General features: G+C 49.0%; 14 protein-coding genes, 1 pseudogene and 1 riboswitch. Of the genes and pseudogenes, 7 read left to right on the top strand and 8 right to left on the bottom strand.

The features are described from left to right. Positions 1 to 114: 114 nt before the first annotated feature. Positions 115 to 762, top strand: a complete 648-nt coding sequence (locus B1728_RS27720; RefSeq protein ID WP_079913678.1) for a DUF2306 domain-containing protein — start codon at positions 115 to 117, stop codon at positions 760 to 762. A gap of 1 nt (position 763) precedes the next feature. Here the strand turns inward: B1728_RS27720 and B1728_RS27725 are convergent, their stop codons facing one another. Continuing rightward, the gene (locus B1728_RS27725) at positions 764 to 1,351 is read right to left on the bottom strand and encodes a YdeI/OmpD-associated family protein (protein ID WP_079913679.1); all 588 of its coding nucleotides are present in this window, start codon (positions 1,349 to 1,351) and stop codon (positions 764 to 766) included. 160 nt (positions 1,352 to 1,511) lie between these two features. Here B1728_RS27725 and B1728_RS27730 point away from each other — a divergent pair, with 160 nt between their 5' ends. The 3 genes from B1728_RS27730 (at position 1,512) to B1728_RS27740 (ending at position 4,313) form a co-directional block, all read left to right on the top strand. After that, the gene (locus B1728_RS27730; protein WP_079913680.1) at positions 1,512 to 2,324 is read left to right on the top strand and encodes a GNAT family N-acetyltransferase; all 813 of its coding nucleotides are present in this window, start codon (positions 1,512 to 1,514) and stop codon (positions 2,322 to 2,324) included. A gap of 190 nt (positions 2,325 to 2,514) precedes the next feature. Then, positions 2,515 to 3,489, top strand: coding sequence for a glycerophosphodiester phosphodiesterase family protein (locus tag B1728_RS27735; RefSeq protein ID WP_079913681.1), 975 nt, complete (start codon positions 2,515 to 2,517; stop codon positions 3,487 to 3,489). A 209-nt stretch (positions 3,490 to 3,698) separates the two neighbouring features. Beyond that, entirely contained in the window at positions 3,699 to 4,313 is a 615-nt protein-coding gene (locus tag B1728_RS27740; protein ID WP_256865536.1) for a stalk domain-containing protein, read from the top strand. A 327-nt stretch (positions 4,314 to 4,640) separates the two neighbouring features. Here the strand turns inward: B1728_RS27740 and B1728_RS27745 are convergent, their stop codons facing one another. The 3 genes from B1728_RS27745 to B1728_RS27755 are packed head-to-tail and all read right to left on the bottom strand — an operon-like array spanning position 4,641 to position 7,506. After that, positions 4,641 to 5,678, bottom strand: coding sequence for a TRAP transporter substrate-binding protein (locus tag B1728_RS27745; protein WP_079913683.1), 1,038 nt, complete (start codon positions 5,676 to 5,678; stop codon positions 4,641 to 4,643). Positions 5,679 to 5,706: 28 nt separating this feature from the next. After that, positions 5,707 to 7,005, bottom strand: coding sequence for a TRAP transporter large permease (locus B1728_RS27750; RefSeq protein WP_079913684.1), 1,299 nt, complete (start codon positions 7,003 to 7,005; stop codon positions 5,707 to 5,709). Further along, positions 7,006 to 7,506 carry a TRAP transporter small permease gene (locus tag B1728_RS27755; RefSeq protein WP_079913685.1) on the bottom strand — a complete coding sequence of 167 codons (501 nt, stop codon included), beginning with the start codon at positions 7,504 to 7,506 and terminating at the stop codon, positions 7,006 to 7,008. It lies immediately after the preceding gene. A gap of 266 nt (positions 7,507 to 7,772) precedes the next feature. On the opposite strand from B1728_RS27755, the gene purB reads away from it, so the two are divergent. Beyond that, complete coding sequence (purB, locus tag B1728_RS27760; protein ID WP_079913686.1) at positions 7,773 to 9,131, top strand: adenylosuccinate lyase; 1,359 nt, start codon at positions 7,773 to 7,775, stop codon at positions 9,129 to 9,131. A 116-nt stretch (positions 9,132 to 9,247) separates the two neighbouring features. Next, on the top strand, positions 9,248 to 9,382 hold the full coding sequence (locus B1728_RS37015; RefSeq protein WP_256865537.1) for a hypothetical protein: 135 nt from the start codon (positions 9,248 to 9,250) through the stop codon (positions 9,380 to 9,382). 247 nt (positions 9,383 to 9,629) lie between these two features. Here B1728_RS37015 and B1728_RS27765 read toward each other — a convergent pair whose 3' ends face one another. After that, entirely contained in the window at positions 9,630 to 11,465 is a 1,836-nt protein-coding gene (locus tag B1728_RS27765) for an APC family permease (RefSeq protein WP_256865538.1), read from the bottom strand. Between the two features lie 106 nt (positions 11,466 to 11,571). Beyond that, a riboswitch (cyclic di-AMP (ydaO/yuaA leader) is annotated at positions 11,572 to 11,713 on the bottom strand. A 1,418-nt stretch (positions 11,714 to 13,131) separates the two neighbouring features. On the opposite strand from B1728_RS27765, the gene B1728_RS27770 reads away from it, so the two are divergent. Beyond that, positions 13,132 to 13,830, top strand: a complete 699-nt coding sequence (locus B1728_RS27770) for a hypothetical protein (protein ID WP_079913687.1) — start codon at positions 13,132 to 13,134, stop codon at positions 13,828 to 13,830. A 33-nt stretch (positions 13,831 to 13,863) separates the two neighbouring features. On the opposite strand, the pseudogene B1728_RS37275 reads toward B1728_RS27770, so the two are convergent. The 3 genes and pseudogenes from B1728_RS37275 to B1728_RS27790 form a co-directional block, all read right to left on the bottom strand. Then, positions 13,864 to 14,106: pseudogene (locus tag B1728_RS37275) on the bottom strand (group II intron reverse transcriptase/maturase); the annotation flags it as partial. 604 nt (positions 14,107 to 14,710) lie between these two features. Next, a complete protein-coding gene (locus B1728_RS27785) occupies positions 14,711 to 15,088 on the bottom strand; it encodes a hypothetical protein (RefSeq protein ID WP_079913688.1) in 378 nt (125 codons plus the stop codon). Next, positions 15,085 to 15,339, bottom strand: a complete 255-nt coding sequence (locus B1728_RS27790) for a helix-turn-helix transcriptional regulator (RefSeq protein ID WP_306293556.1) — start codon at positions 15,337 to 15,339, stop codon at positions 15,085 to 15,087. Before B1728_RS27790 ends, B1728_RS27785 begins: the two co-directional genes overlap by 4 nt. Between the last annotated feature and the right edge of the window lie 89 nt (positions 15,340 to 15,428).

A 15,428-nucleotide genomic window follows, 5' to 3' on the forward strand; every position in this document is an offset into this window, starting at 1 on the left:
TTCAGCCTGTCCAATTTATTTTACTAAAAAAGTATTTTCCAAAAAAATGAAGGGGCGTTTCTTTCCCCATCGTCTTGTATAGCATAAAAACTAAAGTAGAGGAGTGAGCCTTCTATGCTCAAAACCATCTCGGTACGGTTTGTCGTTTCCTTGTTAGCCTTGATTCTGCTTGCCTACGTTATTATGCAGTACGGATTATCAGACCCCCATAAGGCGGGTCTGATCGTTCAAAAGCTGCAAAAGCCGGACTTTCACTATGCGCCCTGGATTTATGTACTGTATTTGCACATCATCACTGCCTGTCTGGCTGTCGCCATCGGACCGTTTCAGCTGTTCATCCGGCCGAAAAGAAAAGGAATTCGGATCCACCGCATCCTAGGCTATACCTATGTGCTCTCCATCACGGCGAGCGGACTGATCAGCATTTATTTATCCATCTTCGCTACCGGAGGGTGGATGGCCGGGCTGGGCTTTTTTACCCTGGATGTTCTATGGGTGCTAACAACCTGGATATCCGTCAAAAAGGCCGTAAGCAAACAATTTCAGGCCCACAAGGAATGGATGCTGCGCAGCTATACTCTTACCTTGGCTGCCGTTACGTTTCGCGTCTGGCTGCTAGCGCTGACCCCGCTGTTCAGCGGTCCGATGGAGCCTCCCTATCGGCTGTCCGCTTGGCTGTGCTGGATCGGGAATCTGGTGTTTATCGAGATATTCATCCGGCTGTCCCGCAGGAAATCCGTGCGCACCACACTAACCGCTTGATCTATTTAGATGGGCTCTTCCATCTATGATGACGGATGACCTCTCCCTGCTCGGAATCGTTGATCAGTTCATGAAGCCGTTTTAACCGGGTTTCCTCTTTCTTGGCGCTGACAACCCAATGAACGGCTGTCTTTTGGTAGGACGGGGACTGCGCCTGAAAGTAGTCCCATGCCTTCTTATTGGCACGAAACAAGGCCTCGTAAGCTTCTCCAAGCTCCGCGTCCTTCTCCTGCTCGTAAGCGTAGACAGCCGTTTGCTCCTCCTTCCGTTCGGCAAAGGCGCGAAGCCCCTCCGGGCGCATTTTCCCAAGCTTCGTCAGCTCCTCCACCTTCTGAACGTTCACAGCACTCCAAATGCTCCCGCGTTTGCGGGGAGTGAACCGGATCGTATAGCTGACGTCGTCAATACCTTTGCGGACGCCGTCGATCCACCCGAAGCACAGCGCCTCATCTACCGACTCCGGCCACGTCATGCTCGGCTTGCCGGAGCCTTTTTTATAGAAGCCGACCTGCAAGGATTGAGCCTTATCATGATTCTCTTCAAGCCAGGCACGAAACTCGGCCGGAGAGGCAAAAAAAACAGGTTCCATCGTTATCCCTCCTTTAGGGCAGAAAAACGCACCGATACTGTTCTTTATTCCCTTCCATGTCCTGCACATCTATAGTATTAATTCCATTAAAGGGCTTCATTTTCCTGTCGCTTATTCATGATATATTATATAGAAAACCCTGTTCAGGAGGAAGCCGCCCATGCGATACCCTGTTTTAACCGAAACGCTTGCCCTGCGTCTTCAGCAGGCTGAAACCGACTTTTTCAGTTCAAGAATCCGCTCGATCGGGGAACGTCCCGGAAATCCCGAGGGCGTCGACGTTCGCAGCTTCGGCAGCACGACCGCCTATTATATCCGAACGATGCCTTGGGGTGTATTTAACAGCGTAAAAGGTTTATCTGACAAAGATACGGACAAGGTCGGGGACATCGCCGCCTTTTATAGGGAAAGAGACAGAAAGCCGCTGGTCGATATCTCCCCTGCCGGCTCGAGTCCTGGACTGTTCCAGGCCCTGACGGACCATGGAATGATTCAGCAGGGGTTTCATTCCGTTCTTTACGGACTGCCGCTGCGGGAGCTGCCTGCGCTTCCGGATACGGTAGACATTGTTGAGGTTACCGACCACGGCCTATTTGACCAATACGCCGAGGTGCATTGTACAGCGTCCGGCATGTCTATTGAACACAAGCATCATTTCATCCATAATAACATCGGCTTGCTGCACAGGCCCGGATGGAGATTGTTTCTCGCAAGTGTAGAAGGGAAACCGGCAGCCGTAGCCGCCATGTATAGCAGCGGTGGGATCGCTTCGTGCGCTCTGGCAGCTACCCTCCCTGCATACAGAAGGAGAGGATTGCAGACGGCCCTTTTGCAGCGCCGCATGCATAAAGCTTATAAGGAGGACTGCGAGCTTGTCACCGCTCAAGCCGGCTTTGCCAGCACCAGCCAGAACAATATGATGCAAGTTGGTTTGCATCTGGCTTGGACGCGGGCTGTCTGGACTTTGGCTTAGCGAGCCTGATTGGCGATCATCATTATGAATACAATGAACCTGTAAATTCCTGAAGCTTCTGACTTGCATGGTATCATCCAACTATTATCCTCCTTTCATTGTGGCATGCAGCTCTATTGTTTATGCTGGATCTAAAAGGCTATAAGAATGCCCGTGAACTTAGCAGTCCATTCAAGGAGGTCACTGAAGGATGAGGATCACCAAACGAAAAGTCCTTGTCATCATACTAATAGCGGCAGCGATCGTCTATATCACGAACAGCTCGCGTCTGGCTCCCTCAAGAGACGGGGCCCCGCTGCTGCTGGCGCACCGCGGACTCGCCCAAACCTTCCATATGGAGGGTATTACCAATGATACCTGTACGGCGGAACGAATCTATGCACCGGAGCACCCTTATTTGGAAAATACGATAGCCTCCATGAACGCAGCCTTTAGAGAGGGAGCCGATATCGTAGAGTTTGATGTGCAGCCTACCAAGGACGGACGATTCGTCGTATTTCACGACTGGACGCTGGATTGCCGGACGAACGGTACCGGGGTGACCAGAGATCATACGGCTGCCGAGCTCCAAGCCCTGGATATCGGATACGGCTATACAGCTGACGGGGGACAAACCTATCCTTTTCGCGGAAAAGGCATCGGGCTGATGCCGACCCTCGACGAGGTGCTCTCTACCTTTCCCGACCGCTCCTTTCTGATTCATGTGAAGAGCAATGATCCTGATGAAGGGGCTCAGCTTGCCCAATATCTTAAAACGTTACCGGCCAACCGGCTTGAGCAGCTGACCGTATACGGAGGTGATCAGCCGGTCGCCGCGGTGAAGGAGCTGCTGCCGGGCCTGCGAACGATGTCCAAGGCTTCGCTCATCCGTTCCTTGCTTACATATGAAGCGCTGGGCTGGACCGGCTTTATTCCTTCCTCCATAGAGCACACTCAAATTCATATACCGGAGAAATATGCCCCTTACTTGTGGGGATGGCCGAATCGTTTTCTGGAGCGTATGGAGAAGGCCGATACCCGAGTCATCGTGGTCGGAGGAGACGGCTCGGAGTTTTCCCATGGATTCGATACGCCGGAGGACGTAGAGCGTCTGCCGCGCGGCTACACAGGAGGCATCTGGACCAATCGCATCGACCTGATCGCACCTATGTACAGAGGCAAATGAACGGGAACCATCGTCGTTCCTGGTGATCCGTCTTCGCTTGAGCCGTACAAGGGCTTTCTGCACGGAGAACCGCTGGCATAAAGGGCGACAGAAGTCCCTGCTTCCTTGTCCCGCCCAAAATGAGACGATCGTCCCTTGTCCCCCATCCCCCATTTGGTAAATAATGGACTAAATCATTAAACATGATTCAGCAAAGGGGGAGACTAGCATTGAAAAAATCATGGACCATTGCTTTCATGGCCGCAGCTGTCGTTCTGCTGCCGTTTACCGCCAAGGCTTCCGAGGAAATCGCCGCGATCCTGGTGCCGCAGTTCAAGCTGGTGGATAACGGCAAGCTGATTGACACGTCGGAGGATACTCCGATCATGTATAACGAAAAAACTTACGTGCCGTTACGGCTGGTAAGCGAAGCATTAGGCTATGAGGTGACCTGGGATGGCGCCAATCAGGCTATCCACTTCAAGCAGCCGGAAGGCAATTACCCGCTTCTTAAGAATGAGGGCGTACAGATCGTGTCGGCCGAACCCAAATATGACATGATGACGTCCTTGGACAGCACCCATTATCTGGGGTCGATCTCTCTCGAGATCGTCTATGAGGTCTCCCAAGATCTCGACCGCGAGCCGGTGTTTACTCTGGAGAGGCTCAATAAGGAGCAGACGGTTCTGACTACCAATACGCAGCTTCTGAATAAAAAGAAGGGCGTCTATAAGACCACTATCCTGGGGGATTCCAAACGGCTTCCTTACGATATTAAAACAGACCGTGAGACGGTCATCAAGCAAATGCAGAACGATTACTTCTATCGGTATAAACTTAAATAACCACCCAACAACCCCCTGTGCATCTGCTCAGGGGGTTCAGTTTGTTGAGAAATCTTTCATTTTAAAAAAATGCGAAAGTGGTAGGTGGGGTATCCCCTGTAGGAACGATAGTGCCCCCCTTTGTTCTCGGGAAATTCCCGCTATAAAGCGAATATAATCAAGATTTCCTGAGAACAACAGCTGGGGGCTTTGCGTAGCAAAGCCTGCTTCGGAAGCTTGGCCGGAGGGGGGTACCGCACCGGGGCACCCTAGCAATTGTTCAGATTATCGGTTTCTTATAAACATCACCCCCTACACAAGTGCAGGGGGTTGCCGCTTCCATCTCGATTAATTTTTCCTGGCCGCATCAATCTGCTCTAAGACGTCTTTATATTCCGGACGATATTTCTCGATAACCGGCTTCACCGCGTCCTGCCAAGGCTTAACGTCCTTCACCTCAGTGATGGTTACGCCGGCCGCACGGACCTTGGCTTCTGCGTCCTTCTCGTACTTATCCCAAGATTCGCGCTGGGTTTTGACAGAATCGATGGCGGCCTGCTTCACGATCTTGCGGTCCTCCTCGGACAGCTTGTTCCAGGCCGATTGGCTGATCAGGAGCACTTCCGGCACGCGTTGATGCCCATCCAGAATCATATGCTTCGCCACTTCATAATGGTTCGAGGACTGATAGCTCGGGAAGTTATTCTCGGCCGCATCAATAACGCCGGTTTGCAGGGAGCTGAAGACCTCGCCGTAAGCCATAGGCGTCGCATTGGCTCCGAGTGCGGACATCAGATCGATGTTGATCTTGTTCTGAATGACGCGAACCTTCTGGCCCTTCAGCTCCGCCAGATTGGTTACCAGCTTGCGGGAATAGAAGTTACGGGCGCCGGAGCTGTAATAGGCCAGACCTTTCATTTTGGAGCTTTCCAGGCTGTCCAGCAGCTTGTTGCCATTATCGCTCTCCAGAAACTTCCACAGGTGCTGATCGCTGTCGAACACATAAGGGAGGCTGAAGACGCCGAAGTTTTTATTGAACTCCGCCAACGGTCCGCTGCTGACGCGGGTGAATTCGATGGCTCCGAGCTGAACCTGCTCGATGACTGCCTTTTCCTCCCCTAGCTGGGATGAAGGGAAGACGTCGATCTTGATGCGGCCGTTCGTACGCTCGTTGACCAGGTCAGCGAATTTTTTATCCCCGATCACGGTCGGATAATCCGGCGGATGCGTGTCCGCCAAGCGGAACGTATACTTCTTCCCTTCGACCTTCTTATCTCCCCCGGCTGTCGTCGGCTTAGCAGGGTCCTTGGTGCTGCAGCCTGCCAGGACACCCCCGGCCATAATCAAGCATGAAAGGACGCTTACCACTTGGATGAACGGTTTCATTCGTACACTTCCCCTTTTATTTGAATTATTAATGCTTCATCATATTAGGCAGCCACATCACTAAATCCGGCACATACGTCAGCACGAGCAGCACGACGCACATCACATAGAAGAAGGGCATCATCGCTTTCGTCCCTTGGCTGATCGATATTTTCCCGATGGCGCAGCCGACGAACAGCACGGTCCCGACCGGCGGCGTCAGCAGCCCGATGCCCAGGTTCAGCATCATAATAATGCCGAAATGGACCGGATCCATGCCGAGATGAGTTACGACGGGCAGCAAGATCGGCGTCATGATCAAAATTAGCGGGGCCATATCCATAGGAGCGCCGAGAATCAGCAGCACGATATTAATAATTAGCAGGATGATGACCGGGCTGTCCGATATGGCCAGCATCGCATCGGTCACCATGGCCGGAATTTTCAGGTAAGCCAGCAGCCAGCTGAACGCATCCGATGCGGCGATGAGGAACAGCACCATGGAGACGGTTCGGAACGTCTTTTGCAAAATCACCCACATGCGGCTGACCGGAATGTCCCTGTAGATGACAAACGTCAGGATAAAGGCGTACAAGCAGGCCAATGCGCCCGACTCCGTCGCCGTAAACCAGCCGCTGAAGATGCCCCCGAGTATAATAGCCGCTGTCATCAGCGACATTAAGCCATCCAGCACGATCTTCGGAATATCTTTGCGTTCCACCGGGTCTCCTTTGGCATACCCCCGCTTGATCGCATACACGTAGCTTGTCGCCATCAGGGAGATGCAGAGAATCAGTCCGGGGATGATGCCCGCAAGGAACAGACTGGCTATGGAGACGCCGCCCCCTGCCGCCAAGGAGTACAGCACCAGATTGTGGCTCGGAGGAACGACCACCCCTTGAATCGCGGAGGATACGGTAACTCCTACCGCATAGTCGGTATCGTAGCCTTTTTTCTTCATCATCGGGATCATGACGGAGCCGATCGAGGACACATCCGCTACCGCCGAACCGGAAATGTTGCCGAAGAACATGCAGGCGACCGAGTTCACCATCGCCAGTCCGCCCCGTATCCCGCCGACAATCAGCTGGGCGAGATTCACGAGCCGCAGCGCAAGCTTGCCCTCGCTCATCATATGTCCGGCAAGAATAAAAAATGGTATCGTCAGGAGTGAATACGAGCTGATGCCCTGAATCATCCTTTGGCCGACCACCGCCAGCGGGATATCCAGATACATCACGGTCAGCAATGTAGACAGCGCCAGCGTCAGCGAGATTGGAAACCGCAGCACCATCAGAACTACGAAGCTGACGGTAAGAATGAGTATCGCGATTGTCGTTTCTTCCATCTAATGACTCCCCTCCTCAATGCCTCGATGCCTTCTTGTGTCGATCCCGATAAACTGCAGGAAGGAATACACGCATACAAGCAGACCCGTGATCGGCATCACCACATAAATAACGCTGTTGGGAAGCTTGGTCGCCGCCAGCGTGCTCTCGTTCATGAGGATGGTAAACTCGGTACCGGATAGGATCAGATAGACACCGAAGGCGAACGTGCTTGCATAAATCGTCTTATCCAGTACCCAATTGACTTTGGGAGGAAACTTGCTTGTAAACGAATCGATGGCCAGATGCAGGTGCTCGCGAAAACCGTACGCGATACCAAGGAAGGAGAACCAGACCAACAGCAGGAGCGTCACCTCCTCCGACCAAAATAATACGAAATGAAACAGCTTCCGGGTCAACACCTGGGTCGTTACGATAAGAATCATCGCCAGCAGCGCCGCCATGGAAAAGGTCTCAAAAAAGCTGTCGATCCACAGAAACGCTTTTTTCAGAGCTTTCACCTTTCATCCCCCTTCAGGCTTGCAAATATGTGATGTAAGCACTTACATTTTCGGTCACAAAACCTATTGTAAAGAATATGGAGCGGAAACGGTACGCCATGGATTTTAGATTTATTTGTAATTTTTTTAGGTCTTTGCCGGCGTGCAGCCCCTTGATTCGGACAGATGGGGTAGTGAAAGGCTTAGGGCATATTGTATAATCGGAATGATGGTTCTTATGTTGGAGGAAACTACAAACGGTCAAATGAACAGAAAGAGGCTGAACAATGTCAATTAAAGCTATATCCCCCCTGGACGGGAGATACAAGGAACAATCGGAAGTATTGGCAGAGCATTTCTCGGAATGGGCTCTGATGAAGTACCGGGTGTTTGTGGAGGTCGAATGGCTGATCCATATGTCCCAAAGGCCCGAGATTGCAGAAGTGCGCAATTTTACGGCGGAAGAGATCGCGTTTCTGAGAGGCATCACCGAGCAATTCAACGATGCATCCGCACTGCGCATCAAAGAAATCGAGCGTACGACCAAGCATGATGTGAAGGCTGTCGAATATTTCCTGAAGGAAACATTGGATCCGACAACCCTTGCTGACGTCAAGGAATTCCTTCACTTCAGCTGCACCTCGGAAGATATCAATAACCTGTCCCACGCCCTGATGCTGAAAAACGGCATGCAAAGCGGCTGGCTGCCAATGGCCGAGAAAATGACGGCTGAGGTTGCCCGCATGGCCGAGGCTGCGAAAAATGTTTCGATGCTGTCCCGTACCCACGGGCAAACGGCGAGCCCTACGACACTTGGCAAGGAGCTTGCTGTGTTCGTATACCGCTGGAACCGCCAGCTCAAGCAAATCAAAGCACAGGAATACCTCGGAAAATTCAATGGTGCGGTCGGCAACTTCAACGCGCACTCGATCGCCTATCCGGACGCGCCTTGGGAAGATATCGCCTGCTCCTTCGTCGAGCACCTGGGGCTGAACTACAACCCGTTGACGACGCAGATCGAATCCCACGACTACATGGCTGAGCTGTTCCATTCGATCATGCGCTTCAACAATATTACCCTGGATTTCGACCGCGACGTATGGCAGTATATCTCGCTTGCGTATTTCAAGCAAAATGTCGTAGCCGGCGAAGTCGGTTCGTCCACTATGCCGCATAAGGTGAACCCTATTAACTTTGAGAATTCCGAAGCCAATATGGGCGTCAGCAACGCCATGCTCGATCATTTGGCCAACAAATTGCCGATCTCGCGGCTTCAGCGCGACTTGACCGACTCGTCCGCCCTGCGCAACATGGGTGTCGGGATCGCCCATTCCTATATTGCTATGGCCGCTACTCTGCGCGGACTCTCCAGCTTGTCCGTGAACGAGCCTGCGATTCAGCAGGATCTGAACGAAAGCTGGGAAGTGCTCGGCGAAGCGATTCAAACCGTTATGCGCCGCGTCGGTTATGAGAATCCGTATGAAAAATTGAAGGAGCTCACAAGAGGTGTAGAAGTAACGCCGCAGCGCATTGCCGATTTCATTCATGGGTTAGGCCTGCCTGACGCCGAGAGAGAACGGCTGCTTCGTCTTACGCCGTCTAGCTATATCGGCATCGCGGACAAGCTGGTCCGTCACATTCAATAATGCCGCAGCTCCCCCCTTCCTGTTTTTGCCATGGAATAGTCCTCCAACTTTAAGGTTAACTTAAGAAGCAGGGACTATGCTGAATAGGCCGATACAGAATGAAGGAGTGAGTCTCCGTGGAAATCAACACCCTGTTAAACGAGCTCTTCAGTTCGCAAGAGGATTGGTCCGTCAAGACCAATGAACATAGCTATATCGTCGTCCCGAATGAACCTAGTAAAGAGGAAGACGATAAAGAAGAGAGAGCCTAAGCACTCTCTCTTCTTTGAGTGTTGGTGAAAACCTGTTTTGCATGAACTATGCTACCTATGGAGGTGGGGTATCCCTCGGAGGAGTTTACGTCCGCCTTTGAAACTTATGAAAACACCACTAAATATAATCATATTTCATGGGTTTCAACAGCGGCTGGTGGGGGATACCCCACCGGGGCACCGATGCTATTTTTCAATTGAAGGTTTCCCAACAAACTCTAGAGAGAGCCTAAGCGCTCTCTCTTCTTTATTCGCTTAAATGAAAGGGAACGGTAGCTACGACAACGTCCTTCTCCTTCAGCAGCCTGGAGCGAATGCGGTAAGCGGATTGGTTATGGAGCAGGCGGTGCCACCACTTTTTCGCTACGAATTGGGGTAGCAGCACCATGATGGTCTGCTTTTCTTTGACGTGCGCGTCGATCCGCTCGATGAAATCGACCAGCGGCTTCACAATCGTCCGGTACCGGGACCGGAATACGACCAGCCGTACCCCGGGATTCCATTGCTCCCATTTCTTCTCCATCTTTTCCTCATCTTCATCGGAAAACGAGATATAGAAAGCGACTACGTTGGGCGACAGCGTCTTGGCATAAGAAATCGTGGCGGCAACCACCCGGTGAATCCCTGCGATCGGGATAATGATGATCGATTCCCTATGGGGAAGCGGCTCATCCAGGTTGATGCGAAGCTGATCCGCGACATCCTCGTAATGGTCGTAAATTTTGGTAATAAACCATAAGAGAATCGGCGTCAAAATAATGACAATCCAGGCGCCTTCCACAAATTTGGTCACGCAAAAAATAATGAGAACAGCGAACGAGACCAGAGCCCCCAAGCCGTTAATCAAGAGCCGGCCCTGCCAACCCTTTTGCTTCTCCCGGAACCATTTGCGGACCAGGCCGCTCTGAGCCAGCGTGAAGGACAAGAAGACACCGATGGCGTATAAAGGAATCAGTGCATCGGTCTTTCCTCTGAAGGCGATCAGCAGAAGGCTGGCCAAGACGCCCAAGGTAACAATCCCAAAATGGAAGGACAAGCGGTCTCCACGGTTAGCGAACATTCTCGGGAAGTTCTTGTCTTGAGCCATGATCGATGCCAGAATGGGAAAGCCGTTAAAGCTCGTATTTGCAGCGAGTGTCAAAATCATCATCGTCGCGATTTGCGTCCCATAGTACATGGCACCGCGGCCAAATGCACTCTCCGTTACCATGGACAGCACGGAGGTATGCCCTCTCGGATCCGGCGTTACGCCATATGCCATGGTCAGGATGGTAACCCCGCCGAAGATAATGGCCAGCAAAATCCCCAGCGACAGCAAGGTCTTCTTGGCATTGTCCTTGGAAGGAGTTTTAAAATGCGGCACCGCATCCGAAATCGCCTCAATCCCGGTAACCGCAGAACAACCGGAGGAGAAAGCCTTTAACAAAACGAACATCGTCAGCCCCGCCGGTGCTGCTCCCGGAATAACATGAATGGCATTCGCATGACTGGCGCCCGTGATCAAATCAAATATCCCTTTGCCGATCAATACCAGCACACAGAGAATAAAGAAATACGTCGGGAAGGCAAATACCGTTCCGGATTCGGAGGTCCCTCTCAGGTTTAACCATACCATGAGCCAAACCAGGAACAGGGCGATCGGTACAATATAAGGGATTGCAGCAGGAAAGGCGGACGTAATAGCCTGCACTCCTGCGGATACGGAAACCGCAACCGTCAGTGTATAATCGATCAACAACGACACGCCGGTTAATCTTCCGAACGCCATCCCCAGGTTTTCCTTGGAAACCATGTACGCTCCTCCGCCTTGAGGATAGGCGTCAATAACCTGTCTATAGCTGACGACCAGGATCGTGATTAATAAAATAATAGCGATCGCTATCGGCAAGGAATAAGCAAAGGCTGCAACCGATCCGACCGCGGCCAGCGCAATCAGAATCTGTTCCGTTCCATAAGCCACTGACGACAAGGCGTCCGACGATAATATCGGAAGCGCCTTCCAAACCGGCATTTTTTCTTGCTCCAGCTCGTTGGATTTAAGCGGCCTGCCGAAAATGACTCTTTTTAATGAATCTGTTGTCACACTGCGTGCACCCCGATAACAAAAGAATTGGCGTAATAAACCATCTTAGTGTTTAATATGTCCTGTAACAACACAAAAAACACAAGGCAAGAGTCCTGTCTTCATCTCTCCTTCTCACTTCCGCTGACGAGGTTAGCTGTCGGATTAGGGCTGTGAGAAGCATGCCCTTCCTTTGCTTTACGCAATAGGATTCACCCCTTAATGATGGGTCCCCCGCTCTTCTTTCGAAGATTAAGCTTTATGAAATTATTCAAGCAACGATTGAATATAACTTTCTAACGGTCCCGTTGTAAATGTGACACGTCCGGATAAATAAACCGATTTCTATTCTCCTTAAGTCAAAATAGCGCATACATGCCTACAGCCGTGCATCTCGCATCGTTTTTTATCAAATTGCTTTCTTTATTGAAAAAAGGGGATAGTTCCCTCCGGTTATTAAGAAGGGAACTCTTACTGTGAAGGATTTATTTCGTATAGTGTAAAAGCTAAAGAAGATTCTATGAACTATAAGGGATTGCTTTATAAAAAAAATACTTCCAAATACAATTTGAAAGTTACTTAATGGAGCTTCTTGAAAAATTGGCTAATTATTAAGCGTATCAAACCAAGAAGAGAGAGGAAGAGAAGTGCAACCATTTCAGATCGATCTCCCTCCCTCAAAAAAACTACGACGGAATAACCAACGCACTATATTTTTCCTCAAGTTGCTTTAAGTAACTTTCTGGATTTCGGCGAAAGCGCCGGCGCATTACACTTTCGTTGAGACGTGCATTCCATTGAGTACATTGTTCTTTATATCTTTCATATGGATCCGAGCCAAACCGAGCGGAAAGATTCAACCAGAACGATATACTCGCCGTTGCGAAGAATATAATTCATTCCAACTTCGTCTTCCCGTCATAAAACGATGGCGAGTTTTGGTTTGTCGGTAAAAACGTTCTATGGTCATTGTTGGTACGGGGAAGAAAAGAGTGGTCGTAACAAGAAAAGTGCCCCTTCCAGAATCCCCTGGTGTAAGAAGTTACATTCTTCACCATGGGCAGATCAGTCCCACGTACCCCAGGTTCAAAAAGAAATGGAGATATTTAAACGATTATAGTAATTTTAACTGTTTTGTTGATCCTTCTAGCATTCAGAGATTATTCCATAAATCGAAACAGCGGCTATCATCTAGACTGCCGCTGTTTTTTTATTACTTTATATTTTCTTCCTACAGCCGCCGCCACCGGACAATCATCAGGCCTTACTTCGTCCAGAAGAAGCCGGGTTGCTGCCACGGCTGCCTGCAGCCTTTTCCAGCAATGCCCGACGAGTTGGGCTTCAATCGGAAAACCGGAAGAGCGAGCTGTAGTCACGCCTGGCTACATCTTCCAGATAGAAGGATCAACTCAACGTTTTTTATTTTCGTGATTATTATCTTATTTGGATCGATTGTTGATGTTGATTAATAACCTAATGATTAATAATACCACAAGTAAAAAAAATATTGACAAAATTATTCCAGCTGGGGTTATTAAATAATACATATTAATACCCACCTTTCACTTGTTAAGATTAAAGGATTAATCTATTATACAACAAAATATAATAAATATTATAATTTTAGGTAGATATTGTAAATTTAATAGGATATAATTACCATATATTGATAAAGGAGGTAATTATTATGGTAGCAGGTATTATTCGTAGAATTGGTAGGTTATCTTTGGCTTGTGTATTTGCTTTTACCCTCTTTGCTGGATCTGCTTTAGCGCAGGAAGGTACCAGTAAGCAAAAAGTTCTCGGGTTGGAAGTGCTAAACACTTTCGAACAAGTAGTCAAAAAAGATGGTGTTGAGCTAACGATTACTAGACAGGAATTAAAAGGTGGTGCTGCAGAACTAGAAAGACTTATTCAAAATGCAAAAGCAACTGGCGAATTTATTATTCCTGCAAATCGAAATTCTAAAGTTGCAGGTTCCAGTATAACCTATGGTGGAAATGGTTGCGAGAATAATAGTTATATACAAGCTTGTGTATATGCAACTGGAACGATTAGTGTAAATTGGGCGGGTTTTGCCGGTTTCAGAACTAATGGAACAGTTATTCAAAATATTACAGGGAAATCAGGCTATGATATCACTGAACAAGCAGGACAACCACGAGTTAAAGCAGTAGCATATGGCATAGTTGGTGGTGACACAATTATTTACAACACATACAACTATAAAGCTTCAGATTGGGGTACACTGACTACTTTCAATTTTAATGAGTCTGAACCAGGGTTAATAGTAACCGTTGGATTATCTATGGGGGCAGATTTCAAATATAAACTTAATGGCAACTGGGTTAACACAACTGTATGGGCCCCTTTGACACAACAATAAGAAAGCAAATCTATACTGCATAGAGGTCCACGAAGCCCCTTGGGATGCTTTCCAAGGGGCTTTTTTATAAGCTTGTAGCTCGGCTATCGTTACACCGTCCACGCCGGGTGCTCCTCCGTTTTGGATCACTCGCTTGTATGCGAGCCGAAGGTTCTCCCCTTCGAGCATTCGCTCCAGCAAGTCGTTCTGGGCTTCGCGAGAGGAAAGGGCGACTTGTGCCGATGAAGAACTCGGCGCTCCGACATACCCATACGGCTTCACCGGTTCTCTTTGCCGAGGACACCCTCTTGCTCTTGGCTAACGGTAGGCGTTCGCCAGCCCCCGTTCGGGACTTTCACCCTAAAGATGACGCCCCTGCTGGGCGTACAAACCAAGGAACTAAGCGAGAACAAACCGCTTAGCTCCTTAATTTCATTCTAAAGTGCCGGCAAGTGAAAATCCTCGAAAACTCGCAAGGAAATAAGTACCTTCGATCGGCACTCATTGAAGTTGCGCCCACTCCGTCTGCAGATCCAACAATTATCTCGGAGCTCAGTACCGACGCATCGCAAGCCGCAAAGGCAGACACCGAGCGGCATTGGCGGCCGCCCATTCCATCATGACTATTGTTTATCATCTCCTCACGCGCGGCAAAGATTATAAAGATTTAGCCGGTAGCTATTTCGAAAAACGACAGCAAGAGGCCATAGGAAGCAGGCAGTTCGAAGGCTTGAGAATCTTGGTTTTCAAGTGGCTCTCACCACCTCGACAGCCTCGTAACCATCTTGATTTCACATAAATTCTATAGCGCACAGTTTTTAAAAAAACACAAAAGCAGGGGCTTAGTTTCATGTGAAATTCTCGGGGTAGCTCAATAACATCTACAACAGCATGGTTAGAACTAACGTTTCGCAATAATGGCAGTAGTAGAAAGCGCGAATAATACCAGCAAGTTAAAGATGAAAAGCTGGTTGATTGGGATAGTTGTATTACCCAAATATTGATTAATTAACAAATACCCATTTAAGACAATTAAAGCGAATATAAAAACGATATTCATGTATTTTTGCATCAGAAATTTAACTCTCTCATCAACTTCGGGCGTACCCTCTTTTTTTTGCTTTCTTCTCCGCACCATTTCAGCCATCCCAGAACCAATCACTATCGCTATAAATAGCTCCCATTTAATGGTTTGTTCAATAATAGAAATGATAACAAATGCGATCAAAAACCCAAGAAGTAAATGCCAGAAACTAATGACTGTCTTTCGCTTGTTCACAAAGATTCCTCCTCATGATCGAGAGTAAATACATCTTCAACGCTTACTTTAAAATAACGTGCAATTTTTAGCGATAATTCTAAACTTGGATTGTAGTGGTTGTTTTCGATCGCAATTATTGTTTGCCTGGTTACCTGCAAGTCCTGTGCCAATTGTAGTTGAGTAACATTGTTTTTAATTCTTAGATCGCGGATCCTATTGTGGACTATCATATTCACCATCTTCTGAAGTAAAGATATCTTTACATTCATTATAACCTAGTCATCCCTCTACGTAAAGATATCTTTACATAAAGGTACAGGTACAAAGGTAAAAAGGGTTGCAGCACATTAGACTCTGA

The organism is Paenibacillus sp. 32352, assembly GCF_002042965.1.
In the GTDB taxonomy this organism is placed as follows: Bacteria; Bacillota; Bacilli; order Paenibacillales; family NBRC-103111; genus Paenibacillus_S; species Paenibacillus_S vulneris.